Source organism: Rheinheimera sp. MM224 (assembly GCF_947090785.1).
Classification (GTDB): domain Bacteria; phylum Pseudomonadota; class Gammaproteobacteria; order Enterobacterales; family Alteromonadaceae; genus Pararheinheimera.
The window spans coordinates 4,376,500-4,392,624 of record NZ_OX352320.1 but is presented as its reverse complement, the minus strand read 5'-3'; the positions used below and the strand labels follow the sequence as shown (position 1 = coordinate 4,392,624).

The window sequence follows — 16,125 nt, the reverse complement described above, 5'->3', positions numbered from 1 at the left end:
TCCATGTTTCCTGATGCAGGCTTAGCCCAGTGGCATATCCGGATAGCTGGTTTTGTTTTCCATTCCCAGCAGGTTTTGCATCAACTGGCGTTGATGAGCCAAGAGTTCGCCGTTTTTCTGATTCAGCTGCTGGCACAGTTCGGTGTGCCGCTGCACTTTGTTCAGTAATTGCTTGCTGGCCTCGCGGATTTTTTCCGGCAAGGAGGACAACAAACGTTCGAAGCCTTGTTCCGTTGGCTGTAACTGCAATACGCTCATGGCCTGATAGCGCTCTGTTGCATTGCGCTGTAATTGCTCAAGCAGCATGGCGGCTTTTTGATTTAACTGCTCCAGTTCGCTGCTCTGGCGCATGCTCATTAACACATACTGTTTTTGCAGCATAGGGCTGAGCTGTTGCAGCAGATCAGCATCATGTTGCAGGCCGGCAATAATGTGCTTCAGAGCGGTCTGATTCATTTTTTATGAAAATCCAGCATAGATTGCACTAATACATCATCGTCCAGTTGCAATGAACCTTCGGACAATGCCAGTTTAATTTTGGCCACTTTGTCCAAATCCACTTCGCTTTGTTGCTGCAACTGCTCAAAAGCCTGTTGCACAGCTTGGGTGGTGCTGCTGATCGCGGCCTGGGCTTCAGGAGCCGCTGTCGCCGTGACACTGGTTTTGCTTTGGCTGGTCTGGTTGTGCTGATCAGTTTTAATCAGCGGCTGAACCTGACTGTAATGGTCAATTTTTACCATGATAGATACCTGGTTACCCGGATAATGATCCGAAATTCTGCTGCTATCTTTGTTAAGCGACAGCTTAGTAAAGAAACTTTAATGTGATTTAAAAATACTTTGTACCGTCGCTTCAGCCACTACATCGGCTTCCAACACAGTGCCAGAGCTTATATTCTGCACTTTAATACGCTGGCCTAACTGGCCATCCTCTAAAGCTATTCCTTTGGTACTGGCTTCAAAACCTTGTGTTTGCACCCGAATAAGCACATGGCTGCCTTTTTCCACCAGCAGTTTGTGTTCCAGCAAATGGCGACTAATCACTTGCCCGGCCTGGATCCGGCGTTTGGTTTGCATGCCGACTAAAGCTTCAGGTTTTAATTCGATACTGAGTTTGGACTGGGTCAATTCAGTCAGGCGGGTACCCAACATAGCTTCAGTTAAGAGTTCGTCTTTTTGAATAGCCTGATTCGCCACCACAACCGGCAGCCAGACCCGGACTTTTGCGGTTGCCCTGCTTTGCCAGCTGGTTTTGTCTTTGCAATTTAAACTGTAACTGACCCGCCCCCAGGGGGCTTTTTGGCTATTACTGCGACTGATGTCCAGTTTGCTACAGCGACCTTGTTTGTCTAATCCACTGGGTAAAATTAACTCCAATTCCTGCTTGATCTGGCCTTGCGCACCAAGCTGGCGGGCAAAATTTTGTACTTCGGCACTGATATGAGACCGGATCTGCTGTTCCAGCTGCGCATTGGCAAAAGCGGCCAGCGGAAAACACAACAGGAGGAAAATTAACCACTTCCGTAGCGGAAGCAAGGCTTCCGCTCTGGGGGCCAGATTTGCGATGATTTTAGTGTAAGTCATTAAATTGTATGGCCTTTTAATGATGGCATAAAGCTTGTACCTCCATCACCACTACTGCTGCATTCACAGAGCACTCAGATGGAATTTTTTAACAAAGCTTTAGGTGTACATCCGTTTTCACTGCAACTTCGCCTCGACAGAGCCGAGATTATCTCAGGCAATCTGGCCAATGTCGACACGCCGGGTTTTAAAGCAAGGGATCTGGATTATCAAAGCATTCTGCAAAATATTGAGTCGGATTTAACCAGCTCTTATGGCGCCAGCATGAATGCATCTGATGTGCGTGAAGAGCTGAAATACCGTATGCCTTTTCAGCCGTCAGCCGATGGCAATACAGCTGAGCTCAGCGTAGAGCAGGCCAATTTCGCTGCCAACAGTATGGATTTTCAAACCAGCCTGACCTTTCTGAATATGAAAATTAACGGCTTGCACAAAGCCATTAAGGGAGAATAAGCATGTCTTTTTCCGCTATTTATGACATAGGCGGCAGCGCGATGCGGGCTCAGGTGATGCGGCTGGACACAGTAGCTTCTAATTTAGCCAATGCAGACACTGCAGCCTCTAGTGAGGCTGAAGCCTATCGCGCCACCAAGCCGGTGTTTTCTGCTTTATACACTCAGGACTTTGATAACAAATCCATGTCCGCTCAGGTACAAACCCTGGGTGTGGTGAAATCAGACCGCACAGTTGAACAGCGTTTTGAACCCAATAACCCTATCGCCAATGCAGATGGCATGGTGTTTTATTCCAACGTGAATCCTGTAGCTGAAATGGCTGACATGATGTCTGCTTCCCGTGCTTTCCAGACCTCTGTGGAAGTGATGAACCGCGTCTCCAGCATGCAGCAAAGTTTGCTGAAGCTGGGCCAATAAGGAGTTGACCATGTCAGCTGTGGATAACAATTCACCTGTACGTAACACCACATCAACGGATCAAATTGCCAGCAATGGCAAAACCGATGCAGCTGGTTTATCCAGCATGTTTCTGGAACTGCTGGTGGCACAAATCAGCAACCAGAATCCGCTGAATCCTATGGATGGCACAGAGTATGTCAGCCAGTTGGCAGAATTTAGCAGCGTGGAAAGTTTAGAGAACCTCAATATTCAGTCCGGCCAGCAAATCAAATACATGCAAAGCATGCAGGCGATGGAAGCAACCAGCCTGGTCGGTCAGAAAGTGGATGTAAAAGCCGACACAGTGTCGCTTGAGCAGGCAGATAAGGTCGAAGGCGCTCTTAACCTCGGTGCCAAAGTCGACAGAGTTGTAGTGCGTTTATATGACAGTAAAGGCACTTTGGCGGATGAAATTACTCTGGAAAACCCTGCGATAGGCACAGTGCGTTTTGCTTTTCCTGAACAGAAAGCCGGTGCTTACAGCATACAGGCTGAAGTGCAGCTCAATACCACCAAACAACAAGTGCCTACCTACCTGACCAATGAAGTAGAACGGGTGTCTGTAGGCACAGGACCGGATGACATCATCCTGCAGGTCAACGGCTTAGGTAATCATTACCTTTTTGATATCAACCAGTTGTCTAAAACAACTCAGAGTTAAGGAACCGCATAATGTCGATGTTTAGTATTGGCCTGAGTGGCTTAAGTTCGACCCAAAAAGCACTGGAAGTGACATCAAATAATATCGCCAACGCAGGTACTGCAGGCTACAAAACTACCAGCACAGAGTTTTCTGCTTTATACAGTGGTGGCCAGCGCAGTGGTGTCAATGTGTCTGCAACCAGCGAAAACTTTGAAAAAGCAGGCAATCTGGTGGGTACGGGCCAAAGCCTGGATTTAGCCATCACTGGCAAAGGCTTTTTTATCATCTCTGAAAATGGTCGTCTGGCGTACACCCAGGCCGGTCAGTTTAAAATGGATGGCAGTGACCGCAGCATTGTCACCAACAATGGCGATAAATTGCAGGGTTATGGCATTGATGAACAAGGTAATTTAGTCCCAGGTTTGTTAACTGACCTGAAAATTGAAGCGGCTAATATTCCGGCTAAAGCTTCGACCAATATTAACTTCTCACTCAATCTGAATTCCGGCAGTGATGTAATCCCATTGCCTACGCAAGTGATTGTTCCACCAGCAACAGCCATAGTCCCTTTTGACCCTAAAGATGGCACTGCTTTTAGCTACTCTCAGTCCAGCGAAGTTTTTGACTCTTTAGGCAACAGTCATACCTTAACCCAGTATTTTAACCATGCCGGTGCAAATCAGTGGGATGTGACCTACTACATGGATGGGAAACCATTGGACGCTACGGCTTTTGGTCTTGCTGCCGGTACCAATGAAATTGTAGCCAAAGACAGCGAAGGTAATCTGGATACAGCCTATGTCGCCCGGATGACCTTTGATGGCAAAGGACAGTTAATGCCTTTGGACGGATCGACTCCTCCTTTAGATAACAACGTGACCGATCCTGCTAGTAAACGTGAACTGAACTTTGCATTCACACCAGGCAACGGCGCAGAGGCGATGAATATCAAACTGGACCTGGTAAAAAGTACCCAGTTTGGTTCTGCTTTTGGTTTGTATGAAAACAAAGCAGACGGTTATACCTCAGGTGAATTCAGTGGTGTCGCTGTGGCTGAAGATGGTGGCGTTTACGCTACTTTCTCTAACGGTGAAGTGAAACTACAAGGCCAGATTGCTTTGGCTAACTTTGCCAATCCACAAGGTTTGGAAACCGCCAATAACACCACCTGGTATGCCAGCCAAAAATCTGGCGAGGCCTTAATAGGTGTGCCATCTGAAGGCAGTTTTGGTGCCATTTTAGCAGGCTCTTATATGGGCTCAAACGTCGATATCAGCAAGCAGCTGGTTGATTTGATGTCGTTCCAGCAAAGTTATCAAGCCAACGCCAAAACTATCAGTACTGCAGATGAAATGATGCAAGTGCTGTTTAACGCTGTGTAAGAACTGACTTTTAAGGATTAGCTTATGGAACGTTTGATCCACACCGCAGTATCTGGAGCTGAGCTTGCTCAAACCGCCCTTCGTATCACGGCGAACAACCTGGCGAACGTCAATACCGTTGGTTTTAAAGCCGACATGGAGCAAGCCAAATCGCTGCAAATCACAGGCGAAGGTTACCGCACCCGTTTTCAGGCGCAGTTAATGCCTGTAGCTACCGATCTGCAAGCTGGCGCCATGATGGAGACCGGCCGCGATCTGGATGTAGCGGTCAGCGATAAAGGTTTTATTGCAGTGCAGGACGCCAATGGTGATGAAGCTTATACCCGCTCTGGTGAGTTGCAGGTGGGCGCCAATGGTGAGCTGACTGTTAATGGTTTTGCTGTGATGGGTGGCGCTGCCGCTATTCAATTGCCAGAGTTTGGCGACATTGATATCAGCGCTGACGGTACCTTAAACCTGTTGCCTGTAGGCGGTGGTGTGATTGAACAACAAGAACGCATCAAGCTGGTGGACTCCGACAACACAGTGATGGTGAAAGGTGCTGATGGCTTATTCCGCGCTCTCGATGGGGAACCTTTGGATCAGGCGGAAAACATCAGCTTGCGTTCGGGCGTACTGGAAGGTTCCAACGTCAATGCCGTCGAAGAGATGGTCAATACCATGAATATCAGCCGTCAGTTTGAGCTGAATATCAAAATGATGAAAACAGCAGATGAGCTGGCCGTATCCGGCAACAAACTGATTAGCGGTTAACAGGACAATTATCATGAATTCAGCTTTATGGGTCAGTAAAACAGGTTTAGCAGCGCAGGATATGCGCATGACCACCATTTCCAACAATCTGGCCAACGTCAATACAGTCGGTTTTAAAAAAGACCGGGTAGTGTTCGAAGACCTGTTTTATCAGGTGCAACGCCAGCCAGGTACTCAAGCAGATGAATTGAACCAGGTGCCGTCCGGTATTCAGGTGGGTACTGGTGTGCGCGTCAATGGCACTCAGAAAATCTTTACCGATGGCAGTGCTGAGACTACAGGCAACCAAATGGATGTAGCCATTGATGGTCAGGGCTTTTTTCAGATTGAAAACACAGATGGCGAATTGCTGTATTCCCGCAACGGCCAGTTTCATCTGAACTCAGATGGTTTAATTACCAATGGTAATGGTTTGCCACTAGCGCAAAACATAGTGATCCCACCTGATGCGACCAAGGTCACTATAGGTACAGACGGCACTATCACGGCAAAAGTTGCGGGTCAGGACGAGTTAGTGGATCTGGGGCAGATTTTAACGGCCAACTTTGTTAATCCGGCAGGCCTGGAAGTGCTGGGCGGTAATTTGTATCGCGCCACTGCCGCTTCAGGTGAAGCGGTTGAAGGTATACCAGGTGAAGAAGCTCTGGGTAAGTTGCAGCAATACACGCTGGAAGGTTCTAACGTCAGCGTCGTAGATGAAATGGTCAATATGATTGCAGTACAGCGGGCTTATGAAATGAACGCCAAAGTGGTGACTGCGGCTGACGATATGCTGAACTTCATCAGCCAAAGCATGTAAGGAATTGACTATGCTACGTTTTCTCCTGGTGTTTGTGTTGTTCAGCCTGACGGCCTGCAGCTCTAAACCTGACAGTCCTCTGGCGGATGATGCCGATTGGGAACGTGGCGCTGCAAATCCTATGGTCAGCCAGCAGGCAGAACCTGCCAGTGAAGGCAGCTTGTATGCTGACTCTTATATGTTCACTTTATTTGAAGACAAAAGAGCCTACAGAGTAGGTGACATTCTGACGGTGGAGCTGAACGAGCGGACTCAGTCCAGTAAAAGTGCCGATAGCGCTATTGATCGCAGCACTGATATTAATATGGGTGTGCCTTTACTTGGTAATGCCAACGTATCGGATTTAGCCATGCAACTGCGTAATGGTCAGAATTACGAAGGCGAAAGCAGTGCCAGTCAGCAGAATTTTTTGCGTGGCGCTATCACTGTACGGGTCACCGAAGTATTACCAAACGGCTCTTTAACCATTCGTGGCGAGAAGTGGATCAAACTGAATCAGGGTGATGAGTATATTCGTCTGCAAGGCATAGTCAGGCCAGATGATATTGACGTCACCAACCGTATTTCTTCACAGCGTATTGCTGATGCGCGTATTACCTATGCCGGTAAAGGCAGTATGGCCGATGCGGCTGAACCTGGCTGGATCACCAAGCTGTTTTCTTCTTACCTGAATTTATTTTAACGGGTGACTTTATGCGTTTGTTTTGTTTGATCCTCCCTGTAATTTTGGTGCTGCTGAGTCAACAGACTCAGGCAGCCACACGCCCATTATTGGATATTGTTGATATTCAGGGCGTGCGGGACAACCAACTGGTCGGTTACGGTCTAGTGGTAGGTTTACCCGGCTCTGGTGACAAAGCCCAGATCAAATTTGCGGCTCAGTCGCTGAACAATATGTTGAAGCAATTTGGTGTGCAGCTGGATGAAGCTTCTTTACCTAAATCTAAAAACGTCGCTGCTGTGGCAGTGCAGGCCACCTTGCCACCTATGGCTAGCCCGGGCCAGGCCATAGATGTGACTATTATGTCTTTGGGCGATGCCAAGAGTTTGCATGGCGGCAGTTTGATGTTAACGCCTTTACGGGGTGTGGATGGCAAAGTTTATGCGCTGGCGCAAGGTAACTTAGTAGTGGGTGGCATTAAAGCTGAAGGCTTAAACGGCTCTTCGGTGACAGTCAACGTTCCTACAGCCGGCATTATTCCTGGCGGTGCTATTATTGAGCGCAGTATCGAAAACCTGCAGCAGGACGGCGACTTAGTGCTGAACCTGAAAAAACCAAATTACAAAACAGCCCGCAACGTGGTGACTGCAGTTAACGAGATGTTTGGTCCTAAAGTAGCGCGGGCAGAAAACTGGTCAAAATTAGTGATCAGCGCCCCACGGGATGCCGACAACCGCACCACTTTTATGGCGATGTTGCAGGACTTAACAGTAGAAGAAGGTTCGCAGCGGCCACGTGTGGTGTTCAATAGCAGAACAGGTACTGTGGTGATTAGCGACGAAGTACGGGTGAAACGTGCGGCAGTCAGTCATGGCAGTTTAACTATCACCATCAGTGAGCAGGAAGGGGCAAGTCAGCCTTTGCCATTTAGTCAGGGCGAAACCCTGCCGTTGCAAAATAGCAGTGTTGATGTCACTCAACAAAACGCCAATATGATGGTGTGGCCTGAAGGCACCTCGCTCGACACTATAGTTCAGGCAGTGAACAGCCTTGGAGCAACTCCCACAGAGCTGATGTCTATTTTATTAGCGCTGGATAAAGCCGGTGCTCTGGATGCAGATGTGGTGGTGATCTGATGATGAAAATAGATGCGATGAGCCAGAACCTGGCCTTTGACCCCCAATTTAGCCAACAGATCAGTAAAAACCAGTCGGAGAGCGAGTCTTTGCAGCAGGTAGCAGAACAGTTTGAGACCTTATTTTTGCAAATGGTGCTGAAAAATATGCGTTCTGCCAGCGATGCGCTGACCGGCGATGAAGGCATGTTCAGCAGCGATCAGCAAGTGATGTTCCGTGATATGTACGACAGTCAGATGGCTCAGTCTATGGCCAGCAACAGCAAAACCGGTTTGGCTGAGCACATAGTGCAGCAATTTTCGCCTGCAACGGAAAATTCTGAAAATAAATTTAAGCCAGAGGCCAAAGCTGTCGCTGAGTCTATGTATCAGGATTATGGTGCCGCGGCTTTAACTCAACCGCTCCAGGTACCAGTACGTCAGAGTGAGCCTACTGAATGAGTATGTTATCGAATGGAGTCTCAGGACTTAACGCCGCCAATGCCGGATTACATGCCGTCAGCCAGAACGTATCAAACGCTGCGGTAAAAGGTTATAGCCGCCAGACTGTGGTACTGCAAACCAATGATGGTCAGCTGAACGGAGTGAAAGTCACCAAGTTTGAACGAGTGGTGGATAACTTTCTGAATGCTGATATCTGGCGGACTCAGTCCGACTTAAATTATTACGAAAGTTATCAGGATTATCTGGGTTATCTGGAAGAAGTATTAGGTACTGATTCATTAAACCTGAATGATGCTGTGGCTGATTTGAACGCAGCTTTTAACGCCGCTTTATCTGCACCTGAATCACCGGCTTATCGTCAGCAGGTGATTTCTTCTGCTAATGCGATGGTGCAGGATCTGCAGCAACTGGACGGTGCTTTAACAGGTCAGGTGCGTAAACTTGAATTCGAACTGGACGCTGTGACTGAAAACGTCAATTCAGTGCTGCAGGAATTGGCGGATTTAAATCAGAGTATCAGCAAAGAAGTGGCTTTGGGTCGGGATGCGTCCACTTTGTTGGATACACGCGAACAGGCGATTAACAGATTATCTGCTTATATGCAGGTTGAAGTCATGCAGGAAGATAATGGCAGCATGACTATTTCCGCATTAAATGGTGCACCGCTGGTGATGTCTGGCAAGGCAGCTGTTTTGTCTGTGGCTGGCACTGAAGTGACCTCAACTTTTAATACTCAGCAGTTTTCGATTTCAGGGTCGGCCGGGGGTAGTTTGGGTGGCTTGTTGCGGGTTAAATCTGAAGTACTGGACCCGGCCCGCACTGAATTAAATAACTTAGTCACCAATATTGCCACTCGGGTCAATGATGCGCTGGCAGAAGGTTTTGATTTAAATGGCAACGTGGGTCAGCCGTTATTCACTTTTAATCCGGCTGATCCATTAGGTTCTATTTTGCTGAATCCGGATTTGACGCAGGACGAGCTTGCTTTCCGTGGCCGGGTTGATGATGGCATGGGGGGCTGGATCCCGGCTGGTGGTAAAGGTGATAACAGCAATCTGGTGAATGTCATCGACTCGATGAAAGGTGTAGCTACAGGTTATGACGGCCTGATCGGTAAGCTGGCTATTCAGAGTAAACAGGTGCAGGCCAGTGTCAAAACCTCACAAGTACTGAATGATAAAGCAGTGGCCTCTCGTGAAAGTATCAGTGGTGTTAATCGTGATGAAGAAGCGGCCAATTTACTGTATTACCAGCAGTTGTATGACGCCAATGCCAAGGTTATTAGTACAGCCGGGCAAATGTTTGACACCCTGATGATGATGTTCTGAGGATAATAAAATGCGTATAAGCAGCAGCCAGTACCATGACACAGCGATACGGAACATTCAGACCAGCAGTCAGAAATACAGCCAGCTGTCGGTGCAGATGGCAACCAATCAGCGTATCACCAAACCTTCGGACGACCCGCTGGGCAGCGTATTGGTGTTACGGCTGGATTCTGAGCTGACCTCGCTGGAGCAATACGGTAAAAATATGGAACTGGTGACTTATACCTTAAGTCAGCAGGAAACTCAGTTAAGCAGCATTAATAACTTACTGTTGTCCGTTCAGTCTTTAGTCACAGCCGCAGCAGATGCGTCTTATGGTGAAGACGAGCTTAAAGCCATGGCCAACGAACTGGCGGTTTTAATGCCGGGTATCGCAGATTTATTAAATGCCAAAGACGGCGATGGCAACTATCTTTTTGCGGGTAGTGAAATTGATCAGCAGCCTTTTGTGAAAGATGCCACTGGCCAATACATTTATCAGGGCGATGCCTTGGTGCGTAAAGTTGCGGTGTCATCCAATACCCTGGTTGATGCCAACATAGTCGGCAGCGATTTAGCACCAGGTGCGACTTTCCTGAATGATTTACAGGATTATGTGGCTTTGATGCAGACTCCTCCTACTGGTGGCGCTGGAAATGAGTCGCGGGCTATGCTGGACAAGCTGAGCACTGTACTGGGCGATACCACAGCTGCTATCACTAAAATAGGTGGCATTGTCAGTTCACTCGAGTCGCTGGAATTTACCAATACCGACATCGCTTTGTTTACTGAAAACCTGCGGGATGACTTAACAGCTGTGCATTACCCTTCCGCTTATATTGAGATGAACAATGCGTTGGCGTCTTATGAATCTACCTTAAAAGTGTACAGTTCAGTGTCACAGCTGAGCTTGTTTAATAAAATTTAAGTTGGAATTTGAACCATGCTAATCGATAGCCTGAAACAACTGACCAGTAGCACTGCATCGCTGAATTCAGCGAGCAAAGCTGCTAAAAGTCAGGCTGTCGAATCAGAACCGACAAAAGCTGGTACCAGTCGCAATGGATCCTTGCAACAACAGCTGGAGACCCTAAGCCGCTGGAGTGTCAGCGCTGATGTGTCACGCCAGTTAGCAAAAAATCAGCAGGCCGAACAACAAATCCGCCAGTTGTATCAGCAGCTTGAGCAACTTAAAAAGCAACTGGAGCTGCCGCAATCTGCTGGGCAGAAACAGCAAATCAGCCAGCAATTGCAGCAGCTGGAAACCCAGTTAAAGCATAAAAATACTGCTCTGACCCCAGCTTTACAGTTAAGCAGTCAGCCCGCTGGTCCAAGCCAATGGCAACTGAACAGTAAAATTGATTTATTAAGCCCACGTAAGCAACCTGAGTTAGTGACTATTGGCTTGTCCGATGGGAAAAAAATTCAATTGAGTTTCCCGGCAGGGCAGTCGGCCGATGCGGCTCTTACGATGATGCAACAAGAGTTCGCCAAACATCAGATTGATGTAAAACAGCAAGGTGCTGCACTGGTTTTTAGCGCCGCAGCAGGTCAGAGTCATGTATTGAGTCAACCCTGGCAAATGCACGGCGAAGGTATCCGTATAGCTGCCGGCAATCCGGTGCAGTTGCGGTTACAAAAGCCTGAAGGGCAGCTGAGTGTACTGGCACAACAAGCGCAGCAGATGGAAAATCAGCAGGCCTATCAGGCAGAACTGAATCAGGTGCAGCAAAAGCTGCAGCAAATGATACGGCAAGTGCAGTCTGAACGTCAGGTGCTGGTGGCCAAATTGAACGCATTGCGTATGGCAGACAGTCAGCAAAGTGAGCAGCAGGTTTCTGCTGTGAGTCAGGAGCTGAAAGTACAAATGCAGCAAGGTGCAGCTTCGTCTTTATCTGCCATTATGGCGCAAGGTAATGTGACCCGTAGTTTAGTTGAATTCGCATTATCTGATTGATATCAAGAGTCTTTCCTGTAGTTTGGCGCTGCACTGGTGACGGTTCAGCGCCGTTTTTTTCTGAGCCGTTTGAAAATTATTTTAAAAAAATTTCAGTTCCTGCTTTGAGGCGTCGCTTTATAGTTTTGAGCAACATGCATAGGAGCAAACTCAAATGGCTTTATCAATTCAATCAAACGCAGCTGCAACCACAATCCGTAACCAGTTAAACCGTACTAACGATGGTTTGTCTGTAGCTTTAGAACGTTTAGGTACAGGTTTCCGTATCAACTCAGCAAAAGACGATGCTGCTGGTTTACAAATTGCCAGCCGTCTGAGTGCACAGTTAGTGGGGCAGGAAACTGCCATTAGCAACGCCAACAACGCCAACTCTATGCTGCAAACAGCTGAAGGCGCTTTTGATGAGATGACCAACATTGTCTTTCGTATGAAAGAATTGGCGACTCAGGGCGCCAACGGTACTAACTCTGCAACTGAATACACTGCATTAGGTGGTGAATACACTGCTCTGGCTGCTGAATTAACTAACATTCTGGGCAACACCTCTTTCGGTTCAGGTACTAACCTGTTAGGTGCTGGTGGCAAGTTCTCTGCTGCTGTTACGTTCCAGATCGGCGCATCAACTGCAGAAACTTTAGCTGTAGACATTACTGCAGAACTGACTGCTTTAACTACTGCTGTTGGTACTCCAGGCGCTTTAACTGACCAGGCAACTTCTTCTGCTGCTATCACTACATTAGATGGTTTACTGACTAACGTTGGTGCTGCCCGTTCTAAGCTGGGTGCCAGCATGAACCGTCTGGATCACACCATCAACAACTTGTCTAACATGACTGAAAACACTGGCACTGCCCGTGACCAGCTGATGGATGCTGATTTCGCAAAAGAAACTTCTAACATGACTAAACAGCAACTGTTACTGAACTCAGGTATTTCTGTACTGAGCACAGCCAACAGTACCACTCAGATGGTAAGCCAGCTGTTACGTTAATCGAGCCCGGAGCTAAGGATAGCTCTAACCGCGCCCCACTCAGTTTCGGCTTAGTGGGGTTTTTCCCGAATTGAATTTAGCAGGAAAGCGTTATGGCATTCTCCAGTATAGATCCCGCCTATCTGGCTCAGCAGTACACTCAAATTGAGCGCTCTGGCAAAGATAACGTGTTAAAAGCGCAGCAGAACCGGTTCTCCACTTTGCTTTCTTCTTACAAAAAGCTGGAAACATCGCTGAGCAGTATGCAGGACCTGCTAAAAAGCTTTACCAAAGACAAAGAATTATTATCCAACACGGCCACAACTAATCTGGATTCAGTGTTAGGTGTGTCAGTGGGCGGTGATGCTGTTGCAGGCGATTATGAAATTTTTGTGCAGCAGATAGCCCAAAGTCATCAGATGTCGATGGCCTTTAACAGCACTGATACGTTACCAGCTAACGGCCAGTTTCAATTGACAGTGGCAGGCGAGTCTTTTTCCGTCGATTTATCCAGCTTAAATCCCGGCTCCGGCTTAACTGACCTTGCAAATGCGATTAACAAATCAGAAGACAACAGCGGTGTGCAAGCCACTGTAGTGCGCAGTGGCGCTCAGTCTTATCTGGTATTGACCAGCAAAGAATCAGGTGCGGCCAATGCCATCAGCATGAATTTTGTGCCTGGTGCTGATACCTCCGGCGCTGATATCGGTGCTGCCGTTGCTGGTGCTACCCAGCTAAAAGCAGCACAGGATGCGATAGTAAAAGTGGGCGCTCAAAATGCTATTACTGTGACTTCGGCCAGCAATAAACTGGAAGATGTGATAGCAGGCGTCACTATTGATCTGAAAAAAGCTCAGTTGGGCACCGATCAGCCGGTACAAATTAAAGTGGAACAAGATCCAAAAGCCGTGGAAGAAAAACTGAAAAAGTTTGTCGACGGTTACAATGCTCTGGTCAAACAAATCAGTTCAGACTCCAGTTTAAACTCAGACACTATGGCGCGTAGCATCAGCAGCCAGATGCGTCAGTCTTTTCAAAAACTTTATGAAGGCAGCACTTTAAGTAGCGTTGGCATTGAGTTTGACCGGAATGGCGTTTTATCAGTCGATAGTAAAAAGCTGGAAAAAGCCTTGTCGGAGAGCCCAACCAAAGTTGAAGATATGTTGGTAGGTAATTCAGGGTTATTCAGCGGTTTACAAGCCTCGTTAGAGCCTTTTACTAAGCGATCAGGCCTGATGAAAGATAAACAACAAACTTTACAAGCCAGTCTGGATATGGTGACTGAAAAACAAAAGCGGCATGATTATTCCATGGATCAGGTGTACAAACGCTATTTGTCTCAGTTCACTCAAATGCAGGTGACTATGGCGCAGCTGGAAAGCTCAATGTCGCAGTTTTAAGAGGTTAGCTTATGTTAGATTTTGCTCAGGGCTATCAGGCCTACCAGAATACCAGCGTTAATGTAAAAGCCTCAGGGGCTGATATACATAGTCTGGTACTGATGTTATTTGATGGCTTTTTGGATGAGCTGGCCCGGGTTGAAGGTCATATTCAGGCCAAAAGATTTGATAAAAAAGCCGCTGGTGTAGAGAAGTTATTAAAAATCCTCGGTGGTCTGGATGCCTCATTGGATCAGGATAAAGGCGGCGAAGTGGCAGCCAATATGCACAATTTATATCAGCACTGTGGCCACAGTATTTTGCGCGCCAGTATGAAAAACAATGTCGCTGAGCTTGAGCATGTACGGGAAGTCATGACCAATCTGCAAGAAGGCTGGCAAGGTTTACTGAATAAGGCTTAATCACATTGGGGTCAGAGTAAAATTAGTTGCCAGACAATTAATTTTATTCTGACCCCAATTTTGTTTTTAAAGAGGAACTATTTTTTAATCCGGTTCCGCCCTGCGGAAGTTTTACTTCCTCCCTCTTGATTGAATTCTTATTAATTCCTTATAAATCATATAGATATTTTGTGGCGTGCTTTTTGCTGAATCAGTTGGTGATTCGTAAATTGGTGAACCTGATGTCTGTGTATGTAGCGAAGTCCAACCCTGCCCTGATGCAGATCCAACAACTGTTGTTGCAGATGCAACAAGCTATGGTTGCGGGTAAGTGGCTGCAGGTACAGGACTGCGATCGTCAAATCAGCACTTTGGTGCAACAGATCAAACAAGGTGCGGAACATCACGAGTTAAAAGTTGAATTACAGCTGGTTAAACAACGTTATCAGGCTCTGCTGCAACTGGCTAAACGTCAGCAGCAGATGTTAGAGCAAAAGATGCAACGTTTTCAGGACAATAAAACTGCTGTGGTGGCTTACCAACTGACGACTGAAGCACTGATGGAGATGAAAAGCTGATGACAATGCCGGTATTTGCTTTGTTAACTCCGGTTGTATTGCCTCAGGGCGGCATCGGAGGCCAGTCTGCGCTGACGGATTATTCTGAAGGTCAGCAGCAGTCTTATTCAGAGGATTTAGCAGCTTTGTTGGCAGGTATGGAAACCGCACTGAGTCAGTTGGATAACGACATGCAGCAGTTATCTGATGGTATGGCAGCAGAGCTGATTGATCAGGGGCAAGTGCAAAGCCTGAGCCAAAGTCTGAACCAAAGCCTGAACGAAAGCTCAGTACAAACTATGGCCTCGCTCTCTTTATTGGTTGGATCTGAGTCTGTGTTTACCAAGCTGCCAGCCTTGCCTTTGCACAGTGACGAGTTGATAAGTGCACAAACAGAATCATCAGCAGAATGGCTTCCGCTTTCTTTATCGGCTTTATCTTCATCTGCTGGTGCTGTTTCCGGCCAGAGCCCTTTACCAGCGGCCGGACTTCTCCAACCACAGCAGTCTTCGGCTCTTTCTGTACCTTTGATAGTGTCGCAACAGGCGGCCTCTGATGCTGCAGTTCAGGCCGCATTACCACAGGCTCTGACCGAATCACAGGATCTTTGGTCTGCACTGAAGCCATCACAACAGAACACCCAACATACAGCAGTCAGTGCCGGGGTATTTAATCTCAGCCAAAACAGCCTGTTGAATACAAACCACAATAAAACCTCTGCTTTGTATCAGGCCACGGCAATGACGGAGATGCTAGCCCCAACTGGTGCTGTCGCTTCAGCTCCTGGCGCGGCAGTGTCTGCTTTGCCTGTCTGGCAAGCCGACCCATTACCGGCGCAAAGCCAGCATTGGGGGCAGCGTTTGGTGCAGATGCTGTCTGACAAAGTGGATCTGCAGCTGGGTTTAAACGTTAACAAGGCCATGATCCGGCTCGACCCACCTTCTTTGGGCAGCATTGAGTTGTCAGTGCAGTTGGATGGTGACCGCCTGACGGTACAGATGCACAGCAGCAATGCGCAGTTGCGTGAGGCTATGGGACAGGGGCTTGAGCAACTAAGAGCCAGTTTGCAGCAAAAACTAGGTGCAGATGTGCAGATTGAACTGCGCATGGGTTCAGAGAGTTCATCGCAGCAACAGCAGCAAAAATTTGGGCAACAACATGCACAGCAGACCGATTCAAATTTCCATTCAGAAGCTGAAATGACAGCAACTGAATCAAGCCAAAGCAACAGACTGAATTTAGTAAATCAACTGGTATAAAA

The 16,125-nt window shown here is 47.6% G+C and carries 20 protein-coding genes; 17 read left to right on the top strand and 3 right to left on the bottom strand.

What is annotated here, in order from left to right:
- Positions 1–21: 21 nt before the first annotated feature.
- The 3 genes from OM978_RS20445 to flgA all read right to left on the bottom strand — a co-directional run bounded on the left by OM978_RS20445 (position 22) and on the right by flgA (position 1,583).
- On the bottom strand, positions 22–456 hold the full coding sequence (locus tag OM978_RS20445) for a flagellar protein FlgN (protein ID WP_264344264.1): 435 nt from the start codon (positions 454–456) through the stop codon (positions 22–24).
- The gene (gene flgM, locus OM978_RS20440) at positions 453–740 is read right to left on the bottom strand and encodes a flagellar biosynthesis anti-sigma factor FlgM (RefSeq protein WP_264344263.1); all 288 of its coding nucleotides are present in this window, start codon (positions 738–740) and stop codon (positions 453–455) included. Before flgM ends, OM978_RS20445 begins: the two co-directional genes overlap by 4 nt.
- 78 nt (positions 741–818) lie before the next feature.
- The gene (gene flgA, locus OM978_RS20435) at positions 819–1,583 is read right to left on the bottom strand and encodes a flagellar basal body P-ring formation chaperone FlgA (protein WP_264344262.1); all 765 of its coding nucleotides are present in this window, start codon (positions 1,581–1,583) and stop codon (positions 819–821) included.
- Between the two features lie 78 nt (positions 1,584–1,661).
- Here flgA and flgB point away from each other — a divergent pair, with 78 nt between their 5' ends.
- The 17 genes from flgB to OM978_RS20350 all read left to right on the top strand — a co-directional run bounded on the left by flgB (position 1,662) and on the right by OM978_RS20350 (position 16,123).
- On the top strand, positions 1,662–2,036 hold the full coding sequence (gene flgB, locus OM978_RS20430) for a flagellar basal body rod protein FlgB (protein ID WP_264344261.1): 375 nt from the start codon (positions 1,662–1,664) through the stop codon (positions 2,034–2,036).
- Between the two features lie 2 nt (positions 2,037–2,038).
- On the top strand, positions 2,039–2,455 hold the full coding sequence (flgC, locus tag OM978_RS20425) for a flagellar basal body rod protein FlgC (RefSeq protein WP_264344260.1): 417 nt from the start codon (positions 2,039–2,041) through the stop codon (positions 2,453–2,455).
- A 10-nt stretch (positions 2,456–2,465) separates the two neighbouring features.
- Entirely contained in the window at positions 2,466–3,137 is a 672-nt protein-coding gene (locus tag OM978_RS20420) for a flagellar hook assembly protein FlgD (protein WP_264344259.1), read from the top strand.
- Between the two features lie 11 nt (positions 3,138–3,148).
- Positions 3,149–4,501 carry a flagellar hook protein FlgE gene (locus tag OM978_RS20415; protein WP_319633888.1) on the top strand — a complete coding sequence of 451 codons (1,353 nt, stop codon included), beginning with the start codon at positions 3,149–3,151 and terminating at the stop codon, positions 4,499–4,501.
- Between the two features lie 24 nt (positions 4,502–4,525).
- Entirely contained in the window at positions 4,526–5,254 is a 729-nt protein-coding gene (locus OM978_RS20410; RefSeq protein ID WP_264344258.1) for a flagellar basal body rod protein FlgF, read from the top strand.
- Positions 5,255–5,267: 13 nt separating this feature from the next.
- Positions 5,268–6,053, top strand: coding sequence for a flagellar basal-body rod protein FlgG (flgG, locus tag OM978_RS20405; RefSeq protein WP_264344257.1), 786 nt, complete (start codon positions 5,268–5,270; stop codon positions 6,051–6,053).
- Positions 6,054–6,063: 10 nt separating this feature from the next.
- Positions 6,064–6,735, top strand: a complete 672-nt coding sequence (gene flgH, locus OM978_RS20400) for a flagellar basal body L-ring protein FlgH (RefSeq protein ID WP_264344256.1) — start codon at positions 6,064–6,066, stop codon at positions 6,733–6,735.
- Between the two features lie 11 nt (positions 6,736–6,746).
- A complete protein-coding gene (locus OM978_RS20395) occupies positions 6,747–7,850 on the top strand; it encodes a flagellar basal body P-ring protein FlgI (RefSeq protein ID WP_264344255.1) in 1,104 nt (367 codons plus the stop codon).
- Positions 7,850–8,290, top strand: coding sequence for a rod-binding protein (locus OM978_RS20390; protein WP_264344254.1), 441 nt, complete (start codon positions 7,850–7,852; stop codon positions 8,288–8,290). The genes OM978_RS20395 and OM978_RS20390 overlap by 1 nt, the downstream gene beginning before the upstream one ends.
- Positions 8,287–9,621, top strand: coding sequence for a flagellar hook-associated protein FlgK (gene flgK, locus OM978_RS20385; protein WP_264344253.1), 1,335 nt, complete (start codon positions 8,287–8,289; stop codon positions 9,619–9,621). The genes OM978_RS20390 and flgK overlap by 4 nt, the downstream gene beginning before the upstream one ends.
- Before the next feature lie 10 nt (positions 9,622–9,631).
- Entirely contained in the window at positions 9,632–10,528 is an 897-nt protein-coding gene (gene flgL, locus OM978_RS20380) for a flagellar hook-associated protein FlgL (protein ID WP_264344252.1), read from the top strand.
- Between the two features lie 15 nt (positions 10,529–10,543).
- Positions 10,544–11,557, top strand: a complete 1,014-nt coding sequence (locus OM978_RS20375; RefSeq protein ID WP_264344251.1) for a hypothetical protein — start codon at positions 10,544–10,546, stop codon at positions 11,555–11,557.
- A gap of 154 nt (positions 11,558–11,711) precedes the next feature.
- The gene (locus OM978_RS20370; RefSeq protein WP_233009036.1) at positions 11,712–12,548 is read left to right on the top strand and encodes a flagellin; all 837 of its coding nucleotides are present in this window, start codon (positions 11,712–11,714) and stop codon (positions 12,546–12,548) included.
- A gap of 92 nt (positions 12,549–12,640) precedes the next feature.
- Positions 12,641–13,927: a flagellar filament capping protein FliD gene (fliD, locus tag OM978_RS20365; protein ID WP_264344250.1), complete on the top strand. Its 1,287-nt coding sequence runs from the start codon at positions 12,641–12,643 to the stop codon at positions 13,925–13,927.
- An 11-nt stretch (positions 13,928–13,938) separates the two neighbouring features.
- Entirely contained in the window at positions 13,939–14,328 is a 390-nt protein-coding gene (gene fliS / locus OM978_RS20360) for a flagellar export chaperone FliS (protein ID WP_264344249.1), read from the top strand.
- Between the two features lie 182 nt (positions 14,329–14,510).
- Positions 14,511–14,885 (top strand): hypothetical protein, encoded by a 375-nt coding sequence (locus OM978_RS20355; protein ID WP_264344248.1) that lies wholly within the window; start codon positions 14,511–14,513, stop codon positions 14,883–14,885.
- The gene (locus tag OM978_RS20350; protein ID WP_264344247.1) at positions 14,885–16,123 is read left to right on the top strand and encodes a flagellar hook-length control protein FliK; all 1,239 of its coding nucleotides are present in this window, start codon (positions 14,885–14,887) and stop codon (positions 16,121–16,123) included. Before OM978_RS20355 ends, OM978_RS20350 begins: the two co-directional genes overlap by 1 nt.
- Positions 16,124–16,125 lie beyond the last annotated feature (2 nt).

What these genes read in the sequence shown, in the direction of transcription:
- flgL (WP_264344252.1), top strand. Translation starts at nt 9,632, where the DNA reads ATGCGTATAAGCAGCAGCCAGTACCATGACACAGCGATACGGAACATT.
- flgH (WP_264344256.1), top strand. Translation starts at nt 6,064, where the DNA reads ATGCTACGTTTTCTCCTGGTGTTTGTGTTGTTCAGCCTGACGGCCTGC.
- OM978_RS20410 (WP_264344258.1), top strand. Translation starts at nt 4,526, where the DNA reads ATGGAACGTTTGATCCACACCGCAGTATCTGGAGCTGAGCTTGCTCAA.
- OM978_RS20390 (WP_264344254.1), top strand. Translation starts at nt 7,850, where the DNA reads ATGATGAAAATAGATGCGATGAGCCAGAACCTGGCCTTTGACCCCCAA.
- OM978_RS20375 (WP_264344251.1), top strand. Translation starts at nt 10,544, where the DNA reads ATGCTAATCGATAGCCTGAAACAACTGACCAGTAGCACTGCATCGCTG.
- OM978_RS20350 (WP_264344247.1), top strand. Translation starts at nt 14,885, where the DNA reads ATGACAATGCCGGTATTTGCTTTGTTAACTCCGGTTGTATTGCCTCAG.
- flgA (WP_264344262.1), bottom strand. Translation starts at nt 1,583, where the DNA reads ATGACTTACACTAAAATCATCGCAAATCTGGCCCCCAGAGCGGAAGCC.
- OM978_RS20445 (WP_264344264.1), bottom strand. Translation starts at nt 456, where the DNA reads ATGAATCAGACCGCTCTGAAGCACATTATTGCCGGCCTGCAACATGAT.
- flgM (WP_264344263.1), bottom strand. Translation starts at nt 740, where the DNA reads ATGGTAAAAATTGACCATTACAGTCAGGTTCAGCCGCTGATTAAAACT.
- flgG (WP_264344257.1), top strand. Translation starts at nt 5,268, where the DNA reads ATGAATTCAGCTTTATGGGTCAGTAAAACAGGTTTAGCAGCGCAGGAT.
- flgC (WP_264344260.1), top strand. Translation starts at nt 2,039, where the DNA reads ATGTCTTTTTCCGCTATTTATGACATAGGCGGCAGCGCGATGCGGGCT.
- OM978_RS20420 (WP_264344259.1), top strand. Translation starts at nt 2,466, where the DNA reads ATGTCAGCTGTGGATAACAATTCACCTGTACGTAACACCACATCAACG.
- flgK (WP_264344253.1), top strand. Translation starts at nt 8,287, where the DNA reads ATGAGTATGTTATCGAATGGAGTCTCAGGACTTAACGCCGCCAATGCC.
- flgB (WP_264344261.1), top strand. Translation starts at nt 1,662, where the DNA reads ATGGAATTTTTTAACAAAGCTTTAGGTGTACATCCGTTTTCACTGCAA.
- OM978_RS20395 (WP_264344255.1), top strand. Translation starts at nt 6,747, where the DNA reads ATGCGTTTGTTTTGTTTGATCCTCCCTGTAATTTTGGTGCTGCTGAGT.
- OM978_RS20415 (WP_319633888.1), top strand. Translation starts at nt 3,149, where the DNA reads ATGTCGATGTTTAGTATTGGCCTGAGTGGCTTAAGTTCGACCCAAAAA.
- fliD (WP_264344250.1), top strand. Translation starts at nt 12,641, where the DNA reads ATGGCATTCTCCAGTATAGATCCCGCCTATCTGGCTCAGCAGTACACT.
- OM978_RS20370 (WP_233009036.1), top strand. Translation starts at nt 11,712, where the DNA reads ATGGCTTTATCAATTCAATCAAACGCAGCTGCAACCACAATCCGTAAC.
- fliS (WP_264344249.1), top strand. Translation starts at nt 13,939, where the DNA reads ATGTTAGATTTTGCTCAGGGCTATCAGGCCTACCAGAATACCAGCGTT.